The 17396-nt window shown below is 43.5% G+C and carries 11 protein-coding genes and 3 rRNA genes; 10 read left to right on the forward strand and 4 right to left on the reverse strand.

Going from position 1 to position 17396, the window contains the following annotated elements; translation table 11 throughout:
• Positions 1-9: 9 nt before the first annotated feature.
• The 3 genes from DESME_RS05575 (at position 10) to DESME_RS05585 (ending at position 2914) form a co-directional block, all read left to right on the forward strand.
• Entirely contained in the window at positions 10-438 is a 429-nt protein-coding gene (locus DESME_RS05575) for a hypothetical protein (RefSeq protein ID WP_006717783.1), read from the forward strand.
• A gap of 14 nt (positions 439-452) precedes the next feature.
• Complete coding sequence (locus tag DESME_RS05580) at positions 453-1913, forward strand: hypothetical protein (protein ID WP_006717780.1); 1461 nt, start codon at positions 453-455, stop codon at positions 1911-1913.
• 98 nt (positions 1914-2011) lie between these two features.
• Positions 2012-2914: a selenium metabolism-associated LysR family transcriptional regulator gene (locus tag DESME_RS05585; protein WP_006717778.1), complete on the forward strand. Its 903-nt coding sequence runs from the start codon at positions 2012-2014 to the stop codon at positions 2912-2914.
• Between the two features lie 22 nt (positions 2915-2936).
• Here the strand turns inward: DESME_RS05585 and DESME_RS05590 are convergent, their stop codons facing one another.
• Genes DESME_RS05590 through DESME_RS05600 form a run of 3 tightly spaced genes read right to left on the reverse strand, consistent with a single transcriptional unit; the run spans position 2937 to position 4302 of the window.
• Positions 2937-3428: a YeeE/YedE thiosulfate transporter family protein gene (locus DESME_RS05590; protein ID WP_025248684.1), complete on the reverse strand. Its 492-nt coding sequence runs from the start codon at positions 3426-3428 to the stop codon at positions 2937-2939.
• A gap of 16 nt (positions 3429-3444) precedes the next feature.
• Positions 3445-3675, reverse strand: a complete 231-nt coding sequence (locus DESME_RS05595; protein WP_006717775.1) for a sulfurtransferase TusA family protein — start codon at positions 3673-3675, stop codon at positions 3445-3447.
• Positions 3676-3684: 9 nt separating this feature from the next.
• Positions 3685-4302 (reverse strand): YeeE/YedE thiosulfate transporter family protein, encoded by a 618-nt coding sequence (locus DESME_RS05600; protein ID WP_006717773.1) that lies wholly within the window; start codon positions 4300-4302, stop codon positions 3685-3687.
• 606 nt (positions 4303-4908) lie between these two features.
• Between DESME_RS05600 and DESME_RS05605 the strand changes: the two genes are divergently transcribed.
• The 3 genes from DESME_RS05605 (at position 4909) to rrf (ending at position 9966) form a co-directional block, all read left to right on the forward strand.
• Positions 4909-6475 (forward strand): 16S ribosomal RNA (locus DESME_RS05605).
• A 354-nt stretch (positions 6476-6829) separates the two neighbouring features.
• Positions 6830-9744, forward strand: a 23S ribosomal RNA gene (locus DESME_RS05610).
• A 105-nt stretch (positions 9745-9849) separates the two neighbouring features.
• Positions 9850-9966: ribosomal RNA gene (gene rrf, locus DESME_RS05615) — 5S ribosomal RNA — on the forward strand.
• Together the 16S, 23S and 5S rRNA genes form the textbook arrangement of a ribosomal RNA operon.
• Positions 9967-10085: 119 nt before the next feature.
• Here rrf and DESME_RS05620 read toward each other — a convergent pair.
• Positions 10086-10268, reverse strand: a complete 183-nt coding sequence (locus tag DESME_RS05620) for a DUF2284 domain-containing protein (protein WP_006715701.1) — start codon at positions 10266-10268, stop codon at positions 10086-10088.
• Positions 10269-10408: 140 nt separating this feature from the next.
• Here DESME_RS05620 and DESME_RS05625 point away from each other — a divergent pair, with 140 nt between their 5' ends.
• From DESME_RS05625 to DESME_RS05640, 4 genes are all read left to right on the forward strand, one after another.
• Positions 10409-11893: an MDR family MFS transporter gene (locus DESME_RS05625; protein WP_006715700.1), complete on the forward strand. Its 1485-nt coding sequence runs from the start codon at positions 10409-10411 to the stop codon at positions 11891-11893.
• 132 nt (positions 11894-12025) lie between these two features.
• The gene (locus tag DESME_RS05630; RefSeq protein ID WP_006715699.1) at positions 12026-13927 is read left to right on the forward strand and encodes an LTA synthase family protein; all 1902 of its coding nucleotides are present in this window, start codon (positions 12026-12028) and stop codon (positions 13925-13927) included.
• A gap of 117 nt (positions 13928-14044) precedes the next feature.
• Positions 14045-14740, forward strand: coding sequence for a ClpP family protease (locus DESME_RS05635; RefSeq protein WP_006715698.1), 696 nt, complete (start codon positions 14045-14047; stop codon positions 14738-14740).
• 242 nt (positions 14741-14982) lie between these two features.
• A complete protein-coding gene (locus tag DESME_RS05640; RefSeq protein WP_051414010.1) occupies positions 14983-17355 on the forward strand; it encodes a DNA translocase FtsK in 2373 nt (790 codons plus the stop codon).
• Positions 17356-17396 lie beyond the last annotated feature (41 nt).

Below are 17396 nucleotides of genomic sequence, written 5' to 3' on the forward strand. Positions count from 1 at the left end.
TGCGATAGAGTGTGGCAAGCAAGATTACGTGCTGAGAAAGAAAGTATTACGGATGTACAGGAAGAAAATATTGAACCCAATAAAAACGATAAGGTCATATTGAGTGAGTTGCAGGCGAGGGAATATATTAGTACATTTCTTTGGTTGGGCTTATTATTTGGCTTAACTATTCTATTAAAAGTCCCTTTAGATAGCTCTGCAGAGGCTACCGCAGTGGGTATATCTAAAGCGCCCTGGGTATTTGGATCAATTCAATGGCTTTTACAACGGTTTCCAGTTTGGCTGAGTGGGTGGGTATTGCCTGTTCTGTCGGGGATAGTGCTTTTAAGTTTACCGTGGTGGGCACAAAAAATAGGTAAAATGTGGACATGGATCGTTTTCCTGGTTCTGAGTTTGACTTGGGTAGGATTAACATTTTTGTATTGGTTTATGGACTGAAGGGGGGGTCAAGAATGTCTAAGCGTTTAAAGGTATTTTTGGGATTGGCAATTCTTATTTGCTTTGCAATGTTTTTTTGGGCAGTGAAATCATATAGCTCTTCCGCATGGCAGACTTGGCAAACAAAATATTTTGAAGCACAAATTGCTGTTCTTCAAGAAAATATGACTAAGGTCCAAGGAGAAGAGGAAGCGGAACAAATAAAACAAAAGATAAAGGAATGGCAGGAAAAGAAACCCACAGTGCAGGAGATCCGATTATCAAACGGCAACATTGAGCGTTGTACAACCTGTCATTTAGGAATTGAGGAAATTTCTAAGTCCCACCCTAGTGATATGGGATGTACGGTTTGCCATGGGGGAAATGCCTTATCCTTAGATGAGAAGACGGCTCATGAGGGGATGTATGGGGGAGGGCACTCAGGGCAGTTGGACGTGACCCGGCTAAGTTGCGGAGGTGGGAGTTCAGCAGTTGGACAGTGCCATAGTGGAAATAAACATGAGATTGATAATCAGGTGGATTTGATGAGCACCTCCTTAATGGCCAGTAAAGGGGGTGAACTCTCGATGACTAGGTACATGTATGGACTAGATATTCCACCTCAAATCTTGCTAAAGCCTGGGGAGACGGCTACTAATGTAGAAGTGCCCTTTAATCATCGTGCAGAGGAGATGAAATTCCAAGAAACTTGTTTATCAGCTTGCCACCAAACTGAAGGGAAACTACCGGGGCTAGAAGTTCAGTCTAACGGGTGTGAGAGTTGTCATGTACTTAGTAATAGTGAGCATACCTATGAGGGACGGGATGTTACCATATCACAAGAAAAACTAGGCTATGGGATGGAGCATAAATTAACAGTTCAAATTCCCTACACCCAGTGTAATCAATGTCATAATCAGGGAGAATATGAACTCTACACTATGGATTTTACTCCCCGTCCTGATTTAGATCGCGTTAATTCTTCTCCGTCACCGGATAAAGAGAGTTTGGAGACGCGTTGGCAGAATGTATATTCCCCAGGATTAGTTTTTACTAAATGTGAAGTCAACTTAGATTGCATCGACTGTCATACGCGGAAGGAGGTTATGGGGGATGGAGAGATGCACGTTTCCGAATGGAAAGCATTGAAAATTCAATGTCAGGACTGCCATGGAACTACGGACAGTAAGCCTCAAGAGTGGACAATAACAGATAGATCTGATATAGCTTGGGCGGAAGCTCGCATCAATCCTGATTTTCCCTCTCTCGAAATGGGGGATGTTATTCTGAAGACATTAAAGGGAGAAGAATTACCATACGTCCGCCTGGAAAACGGTCAATGGTTTAGTTATCGCAAAACAAACGGAGAGAAATTTCTGATTCCGCAGGTTATAGGTAGCAAATGCCTCCAGGATCCTGATAAACAGTCTTCAGACGACTGTCATAAATGCCATGATGTATCAAAGGATAAACCTTCTTCAGGCGGGAATAAGTAAAATAGAAATACTATAGCCAGATATGTGATATTATAGAGATAGAGTTTAGAATTTATTTACACTCATTGAAAGTCAACATAAGAAGTAGGTGAATGGCTATGGACAGTTATCAACTTAAAATATTTTGTACGGTCACTCGTGCCCAAAGCTTTTCTAAGGCTGCAAAATTGTTGCATATGAGTCAACCTGCGGTGAGTACACATATTAAGAATATGGAGGAATATTATCAAGGAGTACTCTTTGAACGAACCCCACATGGTGTCATTTTAACAAAAGCAGGCGAGGTTTTTTACGATTATGCCCAAAAAATCCTCGACCTTCACGATGAAATGGAACAGCAACTGGAAAGTGTTCTTCTAAGGAAGAGTCATCAGATTATCGTTGGAGCAAGTACTACAATAGGGAACGTTTCTCTCCCTTGTTCGATTTATCTTTTTAAAGAGGAATATCCAGAAGTTTCAATTCGTTTGGAAATTGCCAATTCTGATGAAATTTTACGTAAGTTAATGGTTAACGAAGTTAATATTGGCGTTTTTGAAGGTCACCATGAGTCCCCCGACCTCAATGCTATTCCTGTGACTTCAGACGAATTAGTCTTAATCGCTTCTCCTCATCATTCAAAGGAGGAAGGGAGCATTTCGATTGAGAACTTTTTGAAAAGACCTCTTATTCTTCGTGAAGATGGCTCAGGTACACGGAAAATACTAGCTGATGCTTTGGAAAGACATGGGCATAACATTAATGACCTCAATGTCATTACTGAGATGACAACAATTGATGCCATTAAATCTGCAGTCGAAGCGGGCTTAGGTGAGGCTATCGTTCCTCGTCTTGCTGTTCGTAAGGAAGCATATCTTGGAACGTTGAAGGTGCTAAAAATAACAGGAATGGAAATGCCTTTGGATTTTAACATTATTTACCCTTCTCAAAGATCTTTATCTACAGCGGCGAAACGGTTTATCCGATTTCTATCTGATCCTGAAGAGCGTTATTTGTGCTAAATAGAGGGAGGGGTACAGAGGACTAAACTAAGAAACGAATCAATAATTTAGTTCCGATCCAAACCCCTACCAAAATAGCGCCTCCAAAGATCCATCCGGTCAGGGAGCCCGAGGCTATACCGTTAAGAAATCCACCAATATTACATCCGTAGGCAATCCTTGCGCCATATCCCATTAAAATTCCACCGAGTAAAGCAGAGATAAAAAATTTTTTCTTGCGAATTGGGCGAAAACGAGCTTGTGAAGCTATTAGAGTTGACCAAAAGGCACCTAATACGACTCCAAGATTTAAATATGTTCCATCCAAGGATAATAAGTCACTAAAGGTAAAATAACTTTCTTTAGCTAGGCCTATCTTAAAGGCGAACCAAAGCGCCCATTCTTCGATATTGAGTGTTACGCCCCAGGGACATTGCCGTACATAGAGAATGATGATATTTAGAAACGCAAGAATTATAGCTCCAACCCAATAAGGCCAGGGACCATGCGAAAAGATCTTCCAGAACGATTTCATAATAATCACATTCTTTCTACGTGTGTGTTTTCGTAAGCTCCAAATGCCAAATTCCATTATCTATCTCAGTCTCTTCAATCATATATTTATTTTTCTTAGCCCATACGACAATTCCTTGTGAAGTGCAACTATGTTCTGTTTCCATAATCAGCATATCTCCAATTGCCATAGTTTTAAGCTTTTTCTGGGCCTTTATCAAAGGGATCGGGCACATTTCCCCCCAAATTTCTAATCGATACTGTTCCATGTCAATCACCTACTCCCCAAGTTGTTTATGTTGCCACCATTTAGCCAATTTCCAAAGGCCCGCTAGGATTAAAAGCTCAATAATCAGGGTCGGAATCCAACCAAGAAGAGCAGGAATAAAAATTCCAGGCCATTCTCCGAAGGTTCCCTGCCAAAAAGATCGCGTATTTTTTCCTGCGAAGGCTCCGATGAGCACACCCACGAGAGCGAGCATTTGCATTTCAAAACCTTCACCAATCCGCATCAGTATTCCTGAGATACAACCGCCGGCAAGAACCATTCCTATTCCGAAAAGGATTCCGCCAACGATCGTTGCGAGTCCGAATGGAAGAATAAACAAGGTAAGCGAGTAATGAGTGTTTTGACTAATTTGATATACAATGGCAAAGCCAATAATACTTAGTCCTATTAATAAAATAACGGATCGAGTTATTTCTGTAATTCCTGTAATCATCGGGTCGCGAAAAGCAGCCGTAAAGCAGAAACGTGATTTTTGAAGAGTATAACCTATAGCTGTGCCTAAAGCGAAAATAAGAGCAATCTTAACGCTAAACTGCAATAATGTAAGGAAAAACATAAACATAAATACTGAATAAGCAAGATTCCATTTACGTTGTGATTTTACCATGCTGTTTCCTCACTTTAATTAGTGTAAGCTTTCACGTAAAGAATAGCATTATAGAATTGTGCTTGTCAATTAATTACGGGGAAGATATGTTTACTGGATTTCTCTAAAAGTATATATAAATAGGTTGGTTCAAAGATGAAACAAGCATTCTTGCTTAAGAGTGGAAGTCCTCAGCCTAGGTACTAGGAGCAACCCTGCAGTTATTGAATGACCTGCCATATATTTTGAGTAGTAAATTAGTTAGAAATCGACATAATAAACTTTATGTTGACACATAGTATTCCCTATGGTATTCTAATTGAGCGCTAAGGGACAGCCGTTCCGAAGCCGGCAGAAATGCTGGCAAGTGCATGGGGGCTTAGAAATGACACTTGACTCGGTAGAGAGAAAATGTTAATCTAAGAATCCACGCAGACGGGCTTCAAATGAAGTTCAGAAGCGAAAAAGGCACTTGACTCGAGAGAGTCAATCTGACTAAAATAAATAACTGTCGCGAGTGATTGCGACGACAAAGATTGGTCTTTGAAAACTAAACAACAAGGAACAGCCAAGTGACTCGTTAAAGAGTTTGAGATGAATTTGAGCAATCAAATTTTCTTCATAAATTTTATGGAGAGTTTGATCCTGGCTCAGGACGAACGCTGGCGGCGTGCCTAACACATGCAAGTCGAACGGAGAACTCAATAAGCTTGCTTAGCGAGTTTTAGTGGCGGACGGGTGAGTAACGCGTGGGTAACCTACCCATTAAATCGGGACAACCCTTGGAAACGAGGGCTAATACCGGATACGTTTAACTGATGGCATCATCGGTTAAAGAAAGATGGCCTCTGAACATGCTATCGATAATGGATGGACCCGCGTCTGATTAGCTAGTTGGTGGGGTAAAGGCCTACCAAGGCGACGATCAGTAGCCGGCCTGAGAGGGTGAACGGCCACACTGGGACTGAGACACGGCCCAGGCTCCTACGGGAGGCAGCAGTGGGGAATCTTCCGCAATGGACGAAAGTCTGACGGAGCAACGCCGCGTGTATGATGAAGGCCTTCGGGTTGTAAAGTACTGTTTTCAGGGACGAACGGTAGATATGCAAATAGTGTATTTACATGACGGTACCTGAGGAGGAAGCCCCGGCTAACTACGTGCCAGCAGCCGCGGTAATACGTAGGGGGCAAGCGTTGTCCGGAATCATTGGGCGTAAAGGGCGCGTAGGCGGATAATTAAGTCTGGTGTGAAAACTTGGGGCTCAACCCCAAGCCTGCATCGGAAACTGGTTATCTTGAGGACAGGAGAGGAAAGTGGAACTTCCACGTGTAGCGGTGAAATGCGTAGAGATGTGGAGGAACACCAGTGGCGAAGGCGACTTTCTGGACTGTAACTGACGCTGAGGCGCGAAAGCGTGGGGAGCAAACAGGATTAGATACCCTGGTAGTCCACGCCGTAAACGATGAGTGCTAGGTGTAGAGGGTATCGACCCCTTCTGTGCCGCAGTTAACACAATAAGCACTCCGCCTGGGGAGTACGGCCGCAAGGTTGAAACTCAAAGGAATTGACGGGGGCCCGCACAAGCGGTGGAGCATGTGGTTTAATTCGACGCAACGCGAAGAACCTTACCAAGGCTTGACATCCTACGAATTCTTAGGAAACTAAGGAGTGCCCTTCGGGGAACGTAGAGACAGGTGGTGCATGGTTGTCGTCAGCTCGTGTCGTGAGATGTTGGGTTAAGTCCCGCAACGAGCGCAACCCCTATGTTTAGTTGCTAACGAGTAAGGTCGAGCACTCTAGACAGACTGCCGGTGATAAACCGGAGGAAGGTGGGGATGACGTCAAATCATCATGCCCCTTATGTCTTGGGCTACACACGTGCTACAATGGCCGGTACAGACGGAAGCGAAGCCGCGAGGTGGAGCAAATCCGAGAAAGCCGGTCTCAGTTCGGATTGTTCTCTGCAACTCGAGAACATGAAGTTGGAATCGCTAGTAATCGCAGGTCAGCATACTGCGGTGAATACGTTCCCGGGCCTTGTACACACCGCCCGTCACACCACGAAAGTCTGCAACACCCCGAAGCCGGTGAGGTAACCCGAAAGGGAGCTAGCCGTCGAAGGTGGGGCCGATGATTGGGGTGAAGTCGTAACAAGGTAGCCGTATCGGAAGGTGCGGCTGGATCACCTCCTTTCTAAGGAGACATGTTAGCTTAAGATTTTAAGTTAACTAATCCTATGGTCGATCCTCAATCGAGGAAGAATCTCTTTGGAGAAACGGAATCGATTGAAGGGTAGAGTCGAAAGACTCAAAAGCCGAAAAGGCAAAAGCGCAGAGCAATCTGCGAGGCTGTAAAGAAGCGTAAGCTTTCCTTTGTTGTTTAGTTTTGAGAGACCAGAAATGGCTTCTCTAAATTTTTTGTCCAATCCAGAGAATAAACCCTCAGAATTGGCCCAAAAAAATGGTGTTCTTTGAAAACTGCACAGAGAAAATAGTTTTTCAAAAGTCAAAGGATTCATATAAAAACCTGAAGTGGCGAAAAGATTTAGGTCAAGCTACTAAGGGCGTACGGTGGATGCCTAGGCGCTAAGAGTCGAAGAAGGGCGCGGTTAACAGCGAAATGCCACGGGGAGCAGTAAGCATGCATTGATCCGTGGATACCCGAATGGGGCAACCCCATTGGAGTTATATCCAATGATCTTTAACTGAATAGATAGGTTAAAGAGGACAACCCGGGGAACTGAAACATCTAAGTACCCGGAGGAAGAGAAAGAATAATCGATTCCCTGAGTAGCGGCGAGCGAAACGGGAAGAGCCCAAACCAAGCTCTTCGGAGCTTGGGGTTGTAGGACCCTCTATTAAGCATTAATTCTTAGCTGAAGAAATCTGGAAAGATTCAGCAAAGAAGGTAACACTCCTGTAAGCGAAAAGAAGAAATGCTGTGAGGGTATCCTGAGTACCGCGGGACACGAGAAACCCCGTGGGAAACCGGGAGGACCACCTCCCAAGGCTAAATACTCCTTAGCGACCGATAGTGAACCAGTACCGTGAGGGAAAGGTGAAAAGCACCCCGGGAGGGGAGTGAAAAAGAACCTGAAACCGTACGCTTACAAGCAGTCAAAGCACCCTTGAGGTGTGATGGCGTGCCTTTTGTAGAATGAACCGGCGAGTTACGGTATGTAGCGAGGTTAAAGCGAGAAGCTGGAGCCGAAGCGAAAGCGAGTCTGAAAAGGGCGACAAGTTACATGCTGTAGACCCGAAACCGTGTGATCTACCCATGGTCAGGGTGAAGGTGGGGTAAAACCTACTGGAGGCCCGAACTCACTGTCGTTGAAAAGGCAAGGGATGAACTGTGGGTAGGGGTGAAATGCCAATCGAACACGGAGATAGCTGGTTCTCCCCGAAATAGCTTTAGGGCTAGCCTCAATTGATGATTCTTGGCGGTAAAGCACTGAATAGGCTAGGGGCCTTACCGGGTTACCGAACCTTATCAAACTCTGAATGCCAAGAATTTAGATTGGGAGTCAGACTGTGGGGGATAAGCTTCATAGTCAAAAGGGAAACAGCCCAGACCATCAGCTAAGGTCCCAAAGTATACGCTAAGTGGAAAAGGATGTGGAATTGCACAGACAACCAGGATGTTGGCTCAGAAGCAGCCACCATTTAAAGAGTGCGTAATAGCTCACTGGTCGAGTGGTTCTGCGCCGAAAATGTAACGGGGCTCAAGCGTATCACCGAAGCTATGGCTTTACAGTTTACTGTAAGGGGTAGGGGAGCGTTCCAAGGTCAGCGAAGTTCAACTGGAAGGTTGGGTGGAGAGCTTGGAAGTGAGAATGCCGGTATGAGTATGCGAAAAGGTGAGTGAGAATCTCACCCGCCGAAAATCTAAGGTTTCCTGGGGAAGGCTCGTCCGCCCAGGGTCAGTCGGGACCTAAGCCGAGGCCGAAAGGCGTAGGTGATGGACAACTGGTGGATATTCCAGTACCTCTCTTAAACGTTATTAGCGATGGGGTGACACAGAAGGATAGGTTAAGCGTGCCGTTGGTTGAGCACGCCCAAGCCCGTAGGGTGTGAGGCAGGTAAATCCGTCTTACGCGTTGCCTGAAAGGTAATGGGGAGCGAAAATAAGTAGCGAAGTAACCGACTCCAAGCTGTCAAGAAAAGCCTCTAGTGAGTGAGAGAGAGCCCGTACCGCAAACCGACACAGGTAGATAAGGAGAGAATCCTAAGGCGCGCGAGAAAACCCTCGTTAAGGAACTCGGCAAAATAGCCCCGTAACTTCGGGAGAAGGGGCGCTCTTCGCAAGAAGAGCCGCAGAGAAATGGTCCAGGCGACTGTTTAACAAAAACACAGGTTCCTGCCAATCTGAAAAGAGAAGTATAGGAGCTGACGCCTGCCCGGTGCTGGAAGGTTAAGAGGAGAGGTTAGCCGCAAGGCGAAGCTTTGAATTGAAGCCCCAGTAAACGGCGGCCGTAACTATAACGGTCCTAAGGTAGCGAAATTCCTTGTCAGGTAAGTTCTGACCCGCACGAAAGGCGTAACGATCTGGACACTGTCTCAACGAGGGACTCGGCGAAATTGTAATACCCGTGAAGATGCGGGTTACCTGCGACAGGACAGAAAGACCCCATGGAGCTTTACTGTAGCTTGACATTGGATTTTGGTATAAAATGTACAGGATAGGTGGGAGACTAAGAAGCTAGGGCGCCAGCCTTGGTGGAGTCGCCGGTGGGATACCACTCTTTTTGTACTGAAATTCTAACTTAGACCCCTGAATCGGGGTTGAGGACCGTGTCAGGTGGGCAGTTTGACTGGGGCGGTCGCCTCCTAAAGAGTAACGGAGGCGCCCAAAGGTTCCCTCAGCGCGGATGGAAATCGCGCGAAGAGTGTAAAGGCAAAAGGGAGCTTGACTGCGAGACCAACAAGTCGAGCAGGGACGAAAGTCGGGCTTAGTGATCCGGTGGTACCGAGTGGAAGGGCCATCGCTCAACGGATAAAAGCTACCCTGGGGATAACAGGCTTATCTCCCCCAAGAGTCCATATCGACGGGGAGGTTTGGCACCTCGATGTCGGCTCATCGCATCCTGGGGCTGTAGTAGGTCCCAAGGGTTGGGCTGTTCGCCCATTAAAGCGGTACGTGAGCTGGGTTCAGAACGTCGTGAGACAGTTCGGTCCCTATCCGTCGCAGGCGCAGGAAATTTGAGGGGAGCTGACCCTAGTACGAGAGGACCGGGTTGGACGGATCACTGGTGTACCAGTTGTCTCGCCAGAGGCATAGCTGGGTAGCTATATCCGGATCGGATAAGCGCTGAAAGCATCTAAGCGCGAAACCGACCTCAAGATGAGATTTCCCACAGCACAAGCTGGTAAGACCCCTGAAAGATGATCAGGTAGATAGGCCCAATGTGGAAGCGCGGTGACGTGTGGAGCTGACGGGTACTAATCGGTCGAGGGCTTGACCTAATGAGCCATGAAGGTTGAAACTGATGACTTGAAGAAAAACGAAAAGATCTGTGTAGTTTTGAAGGAACAGAAAGCTCTGAAAAGAGCCCTGAAAACTTCAAACGATCTGGTGATTATGCCGGAGGGGTTCCACCCGTTCCCATCTCGAACACGGAAGTTAAGACCTCCAGGGCCGATGATACTTGGACCGCAGGGTCCTGGGAAAGTAGGTCGTCGCCAGGTAAGCAAAAGCAGAGAGACTATCTTAATTGATGGTCTCTTTGCTTTTTTCTTTTTACTGCGTGAAAACTCAATTGTGCCTGATATCTGAGGATGTTGGATACGTACGCATTTAAATGAGATTATATTTGAATTGAAAAGCTCAAATATGTAACAGTGTTTTGTCCATTTATATATTGCATGTTGCAAAGATTAGCTAAAATCGTTACATCGATACAATAAGCTTCTAAAGATAAGATTGCTTTATCTGGAAATCTGCACGGCTTATTTGAAATTAGAAATTTCAATGCATTCATGAAATCCATTTTGAATTTCCTCTCGTGAACATTCTATTAAACCCGTTACAGAGAAAGATCTACGTTGCGAGAGCGTAGCTCTTTCTCTATAATGAACTAGAAGCATTTAATTCTGAGTTTAATGGATTGACAGAGAGGTAAAAAGTATATTGGAGATTCAACGACAAACAAAACGCGGCTTTATATTAGTTAGTATTATGTTGGCTATGTTTATGGCTGCAATCGAAGGAACTATTATAGCGACAGCTATGCCGAATATCGTTGCTGAGCTTGGGGGATTTTCTCTCTTTAGTTGGGTATTTTCTGTGTTTTTACTGGCTCAAGCAGTGACGATTCCGCTTTATGGAAAGTTTGCAGATATTTATGGCAGAAAACCAGTGTTTACTATTGGAATAATTATTTTTATCATTGGCTCCTTTCTTTGTGGTTTCGCAAAAACTATGCAGACGCTAATCCTCTTCCGACTCGTTCAAGGTCTAGGGGCTGGGGCAATCCAGTCTATTGCTATGACAATTGTAGGGGATATCTATTCGCTTAAAGAACGTGCAAAAGTCCAGGGTTATATTTCCAGCGTTTGGGGATTCGCTTCCATCTTCGGACCGGCTTTAGGTGCTTTTTTTGTACAGTATATTCACTGGGCTTGGGTATTCTGGGTAAATATCCCGATCGGGATCTTTGCTGCTTTAGGGATTGTTGTTTTCCTTAAAGAGGATATTCAGATGCAACCTCATGAGATCGACTATCTTGGCTCAATCTACATTTTTATTTCCATTAGCGTGTTGATGATTGTTTTAATACAAGCAGGAACAGTATGGAAATGGTTGTCTCCTCAAGTGCTGTCAATGTTTGTAGCTTTCGGAGTAGGTATAACGCTTTTTATTTTCCAAGAGAAAATAGCAAGTGAGCCTATTATTAAGCTCGAGCTCTGGAGAGATCCAGCAATTCTTATTTCAAATATTGCAACGTTGACCACCGGCATTGTCCTAATTGGTATTTCGTCCTTTTTACCTACTTATGTTCAAGGCGTGATGAACCAGTCGGCGTTAATTGCAGGGTTTAGCTTAGGCGTTATGTCAATTGGATGGTTAATTTCAGCCGCGTTAGCAGGTAAATTCGTGCTAAAATATGGTTTTAGGAAGATCGCGCTCTGGGGCGGAATCTGGATTGTATCTGGAAGTATATTTTTTGTAAATATAATGCCAAATAGAGGCTGGGTTTGGGGAGCAATTGGGTCATTTCTTATTGGAATTGGTATGGGGTTTACCCGGACTGTATTTATAGTTGCCATCCAAGATAGTGTGGGATGGGAGGATCGTGGTGTCGCAACAGCTTCGAATATGTTTATGAATATTTTAGGGAATACAATCGGTGCAGCATTATTGGGCGGGATTTTGAACATGCGATTACTCAGTTATTTTAAAAGCATCTCCGCGGGACAATATTCTTTAGATCTGAATGTTGTAAATACACTCCTCGATGAGACTAAGAGGAGTCAATTACCACAGGAGCTCATTCAACAGATTACAACGGGCCTCTCTTTATCTCTTAAAAATGTATTTTGGGGAGTGCTTTTTTTTAGCGTTGTAAGTTTATTTCTTATCTTCCTTTTGCCTCAACATAAGGTGGAAAGTTGATGATATACTTGCCAAGTCTGCTATTTAATGTATTATTTAACAAGAGGAATTTATGTTAAAATATCGAAGTTACTGACATGATCGTAGTTATAGTATGAAAACTGTTTGTTTTGAGTAAAGGATGGGTGTTTTTTGTCTACGAATAATGATAACCTTGCTTATAATTCAGGAGAAATCGGGCAAGCTCCGTTACTACCTTCTTCACGGAAAAGAGAAATTGACTTCAAAGCGAAGTTAGCCTTTTTCCTTAAAGATGGGCTTTTCTTTTTCATGGTTATTTCACTTTTGCTTAAATCTATTCTTTTTATTGGTTTAGTCAATAATAATGGGACAAACTTTAGTGCATTACATGCATTTAAGAGTTTTAGTTCCCCCCCCCCACTTAGTGTTTATGTTTTCTTCATCGTTATTTTTCTTAGCTTTACCTATTTATTTAAAGGTAAACGTCATTACTGGGCTTTATTGAGTATTGATTTTGTTATCTCCTTATTTCTCATCGTCGATTTAATGTATTTTCGTGGGTTTGGTAGTTTTCTTACGCCTTTTCTATTGAGTCAATCATCTAATTTGGATAATCTTTTCTCGTCGATTATTTCCATGCTCCGCCCAGTTGATCTGCTATTTGTTGTCGATTTGCTTGTTTTAGGGGTGATTGGTCTCCGCGTACGTAATCTTTATGCCCGTGCGGAAAGAAGCTTTTTATTGTGTTTCTTTTTACTTGGTGTCTCGATTTCTGGTATTTATTATCAACATGTTCATCTAGATATCAAAGGGAACGGTGACACGATGCTTTTCAGAGTAGCCTGGGCGCCGAATCAAACGTTAACGAACTTATCCCCTTTGGGGTATCACCTTTATGACCTTTACAATTACTACGAGGATACGAAACCGTATACGTTTACGGTTCAAGAAAGTGAACAGCTCAAAACCTGGTTTGATGAAAAGCAGGAAAATTTACCTCCTAACCAGTATGCAGGGCTTTACAAGGGGGAAAATCTGCTCGTCATTCAGGTTGAGTCCCTGGAAAACTCCGTTATTAATCAAAGGGTTAATGGACAAGAAATCACACCAAATCTGAATAAACTTCTAAGTAATAGCTTATATTTCTCGAATTACTATGAGCAAGTCTATAACGGGAATAGTTCCGATGCAGAATTGATGACGAATACTTCAGTTTATCCCGCTCGAAAAGGGGCAACGTTCTTCCGTTTTCCTCAGAACACCTATAATTCGTTGCCAAAGCTTTTGGAAAGTCAAGGGTATAATACGCAAGCGATCCATGCTGATAAAGGAGCATTATGGAATTGGCAATCCGCACTTCAAGGGATCGGTTTTCAGAAAACGACGGATGCCTCATACTTCAATCAAGATGAACAAATTGGGTTAGGCGTTAGTGATGGGAGCTATCTCAAACAAGTGGTTCCACTCATTACTGAAAAGAAATACCCCTTCTACACCTTTATGGTGACGTTATCTAGCCATAGCCCTTTTGAGCTCCCGGAAAAGTTTCAAACGATGGATCTTGATGAGAAGTTGAATAAGACGAAGTTAGGGGGCTATTTTCAAAGTATTCATTATACGGATGAGCAACTGGGGACATTTCTGACAACGCTAGAGGAGAAAGGAATCTTAGAGAATACCACCATCGCAATTTACGGAGATCACACTGGAGTGCATAAGTACTACGATAACGAAGTTCAAGCAATAGAAGACCCTGAAAGTTGGTATCTAGATAATTCCAAACGTATACCCTTGATCATTTATCATAAGGGGTTGACCGGTCAGGAGATTAAGACTACGGGTGGACAAATTGATCTTTTACCTACATTAGCTTATCTTATGGGGATTCCAGAGGATAAATACAGTCAAACAGCGTTCGGGCGGAATCTGCTGAATACTCAAAAGGATTTTGCAATCCTCGCCAACGGAGAATATAAAGGAACACCTGTTTCGGTAGAAGAACAAAATCAGGAGATTCAAGGAATAGCTCTTGCAGATTTGATCCTCCGAAGTAATTATTTAAAAGACAAATGATTTGTATGTTTATGACATAAGCCTTCCATAATATAAAAGAAACTTACTTCAGGTTGAGTTTTCAACTCTAACCAAAAGTGGAGTTAAGGGATATGGAGATGAAGGAGTGTCATACTCATGCTAAAAAATAATGAGGGCTTTGAGGAAGAGTCAAAAAATCCGGAAGTACAAAATCTCAAAGAGTTAGGACAAATTCGAATACCGGAACCTGCTGAAAATATCTATTGTTTAACCGTAGTTGGGCAAATTGAAGGACATCAGATTTTACCCGCACAATCTAAGGCGACGAAGTATGAACATGTGATTCCTCAACTAGTTGCAGTTGAGCAAAATCCAAAGATTGAAGGAATTTTGCTCATCTTAAATACAGCTGGGGGAGACGTTGAAGCAGGTTTAGCTATATCCGAGTTAGTTAGTAGTCTAAGTAAGCCGAGTGTCTCCTTGGTTCTCGGGGGCGGACATAGCATCGGAATCCCGATTGCTGTTAGTTGTAGTAAGAGCTTCATTTCTCCAACCGGAACAATGACTGTTCACCCAATTCGTTATACTGGCTTGGTCATCAACGGTCATCAACAGTTTGAGTATCTTCAAAAAATGCAAGAGCGGATTAATAGCTTTATTGTCCAGCATTCGAAAGTATCAGAAGAAGATCTGAAGAAATTGATGTTTGCGACAGGTGAACTAGCTCAGGATATTGGAACAATTCTTATTGGGCAAGATGCTGTTGATGTTGGGTTGATTGATGCTGTCGGGGGGCTGAAAGAAGCTTATGCAGAAATGAAGCGTTTAATTGAGGTCCAAAAGACGAATTAGAAATCAAGAAAAAGCGGGCATAAGTTCCCGCTTTTTCGTTCTATAAAGCGTCGAAAACTATACATAAGTGAAGTTTCTATATTATACTAATAAGAGATAATAAACGTATAGGAAAAAAATGGATAAAACAAAAGGGATACTCAATTGTGTAGAGAAAAGTATTAATTTAGAACTAAGAAATCAGAAGGTGTGGGGGATTATTTGTGGCGAAGAGAAAAACACCACGCCGCACGGTAAAGAAAATGCCAACGATTAAGGAAACTGTACAGCATGAAGTCGTTGGAATATTGGCTTTGGGCATGGCAACACTGGGAATTGTCATGCTCTATTCAGGACCGAGCGGATTTATGGGTGAAAAGTTAAAATATGCCCTTACTGTTTTTGCAGGCGGGGGTAGGATTTGGGTGCTTATTCTGCTCGGACTTTGGGGTATCGCTTATATGAATCGGCGTCATCTTGATAATAGATGGCGTATCGGTGGCGTACTCCTGCTTTGGCTTGTACTAGAGGGAATTCTCCATTTTCAGCTTCCGGGAGTAGAAGCCTTTTCTAGAGCTGATCTTTGGCAAGCGGGCAAAAGTGGACTAGGTGGAGGAATCGTTGGTGCCGGGATTGCTATTCTCTTGAAATCCTCGGTTGGGATCGCTGGAGGCTATGTTATCTTGATCATGTTTTCTTTGATCGGTGCTCTGCTTGTCACGAATCGTTCTTTAATTGGTGGGGTTCAGGAAGCGAAGCAGATCGCTAAGCAAATGGGACAGTGGGTCAAGGAACAGGTCCAAGAATTTGTCTGCGTGGTTCAAGATCCGGAGCCCGATGAAAAGCAAGAAGGTCAACAGGAACCAGATGCATCCGTGAAAAAGAACATGAAAAAGATCATTAAGAAAAAGGAAATTAAGGATGAGATTATTTCCACCAAAGTTCTTGATCCTGATGTTGTAGAACGCCCCCTTATTATTCAAACATTACAAGACAGACCTGATTTTCAAGATATCGAAATAGATACAAAAAATTTAGAAGGAGTAGAACTTGCACAATCTAGTTTTGCTTTTTCATCAAAACAGGGCCAAGAACAAGAAGGGGAAGAGAAGAATCATCGTCAGGGGGAAATTCTGCCTCCGGGAAAATTGACGAGTACCCCCATTTCGCGACAGGTTCAAAAAGATAATACAACATACCAATTACCAAACTTTACGTTGTTAGAGAAGTCTTTAAAAGTTAAAAACCCACGCATCAATAAGGACTTAGCGGATAATGTTAAGATCCTTGAAGATACACTAGGAAGCTTCGGAGTGAAGGTGAAAGTCACACATGTTACTCAGGGACCTGCTATTACCCGCTATGAAGCGCAACCCGCACCAGGGGTGAAGGTGAGTCGGATTACGAGCCTTGCCGATGATATAGCCTTGAGTTTGGCCTCATCTGACGTTCGGATTGAAGCTCCAGTTCCCGGAAAATCTGTTGTCGGAATCGAAGTGCCGAATCGAGAGATTGCCATGGTCCATTTTCGAGAAGTCCTGGAGACTCCAGAATTTCAAAATGCCAAGGGGAAATTATCAGTGGCTTTGGGAAAAGATATCACAGGAACCCCAATCATTGCTGATTTAACTAAAATGCCTCATTTACTAATTGCAGGTGCGACCGGGTCCGGAAAATCGGTTTGCGTGAATACGTTAATTAACAGTATTTTATTTAAGGCCCGTCCTGATGAGGTTAAATTTTTACTTGTGGATCCTAAAATGGTAGAACTTACAAATTATAATGGCGTTCCTCATCTGATCGCCCCTGTCGTAACCGATCCAAAGAAAGCAGCAGGTGCTCTGAAATGGATCGTTACGGAAATGGAAACACGCTATGAGTTGTTTGCATCCTCAGGTGTGCGTGATATCGTTCGCTATAATTTTCTAAAAACCCAAGAAAAAAAAGAGGATGCTCCTCCCTTACCTTATGTGGTCGTGATTATTGATGAGCTTGCTGATTTAATGATGGTTGCCCCGGGTGATGTTGAGGATTCAATTTGTCGGTTGGCTCAGATGGCGAGGGCGGCAGGTATTCATCTGATTATTGCAACCCAGAGACCTTCAGTCGATGTCATTACGGGCTTGATTAAGGCAAATATCCCTTCACGTATCGCCTTTGCCGTTTCTTCGCAGACAGATTCACGAACGATCTTGGATATGAATGGGGCAGAAAAGTTATTAGGACGTGGTGATATGCTCTATTCGCCTATGGGTTCCAGTAAACCGATACGTGTCCAAGGATGTTTTCTAGCTGACAAAGAAGTGGAAAACGTGGTTCATTTTTTGCAAAATCAGGCAACCCCTGAATATCAGGAGATCCCTAACATCGAAATAGAGAGTAGTAAAGTTGAAGCAGCAGGAGACGAGTTGTTCCATCAAGCCTCACTTTTGTTCATCGAGTCGGGTAATGCTTCTGTGTCTCTCTTACAAAGAAGACTCAGAATTGGATATACGCGGGCAGCGCGTCTTATGGATTTTTTAGAGGAAAAAGGCGTCGTCGGAGGATATGAGGGTTCTAAACCTCGTGAAGTTCTCTTAACAAGAGGACAATTCGAACAAAAATTTGGTTTAATGGAGGAAATTGTCGGTAAATAAGTTGCGGATTTAGCGGGTAGGATTTATGATAAAAGAGAATA

Source organism: Desulfitobacterium metallireducens DSM 15288 (assembly GCF_000231405.2).
In the GTDB taxonomy this organism is placed as follows: domain Bacteria; phylum Bacillota; class Desulfitobacteriia; order Desulfitobacteriales; family Desulfitobacteriaceae; genus Desulfitobacterium_A; species Desulfitobacterium_A metallireducens.

What these genes read in the sequence shown, in the direction of transcription:
- DESME_RS05580 (WP_006717780.1), top strand. Translation starts at nt 453, where the DNA reads ATGTCTAAGCGTTTAAAGGTATTTTTGGGATTGGCAATTCTTATTTGC.
- DESME_RS05585 (WP_006717778.1), top strand. Translation starts at nt 2,012, where the DNA reads ATGGACAGTTATCAACTTAAAATATTTTGTACGGTCACTCGTGCCCAA.
- DESME_RS05590 (WP_025248684.1), bottom strand. Translation starts at nt 3,428, where the DNA reads ATGAAATCGTTCTGGAAGATCTTTTCGCATGGTCCCTGGCCTTATTGG.
- DESME_RS05595 (WP_006717775.1), bottom strand. Translation starts at nt 3,675, where the DNA reads ATGGAACAGTATCGATTAGAAATTTGGGGGGAAATGTGCCCGATCCCT.
- DESME_RS05600 (WP_006717773.1), bottom strand. Translation starts at nt 4,302, where the DNA reads ATGGTAAAATCACAACGTAAATGGAATCTTGCTTATTCAGTATTTATG.
- DESME_RS05620 (WP_006715701.1), bottom strand. Translation starts at nt 10,268, where the DNA reads ATGGATTTCATGAATGCATTGAAATTTCTAATTTCAAATAAGCCGTGC.
- DESME_RS05635 (WP_006715698.1), top strand. Translation starts at nt 14,045, where the DNA reads ATGCTAAAAAATAATGAGGGCTTTGAGGAAGAGTCAAAAAATCCGGAA.
- DESME_RS05640 (WP_051414010.1), top strand. Translation starts at nt 14,983, where the DNA reads ATGCCAACGATTAAGGAAACTGTACAGCATGAAGTCGTTGGAATATTG.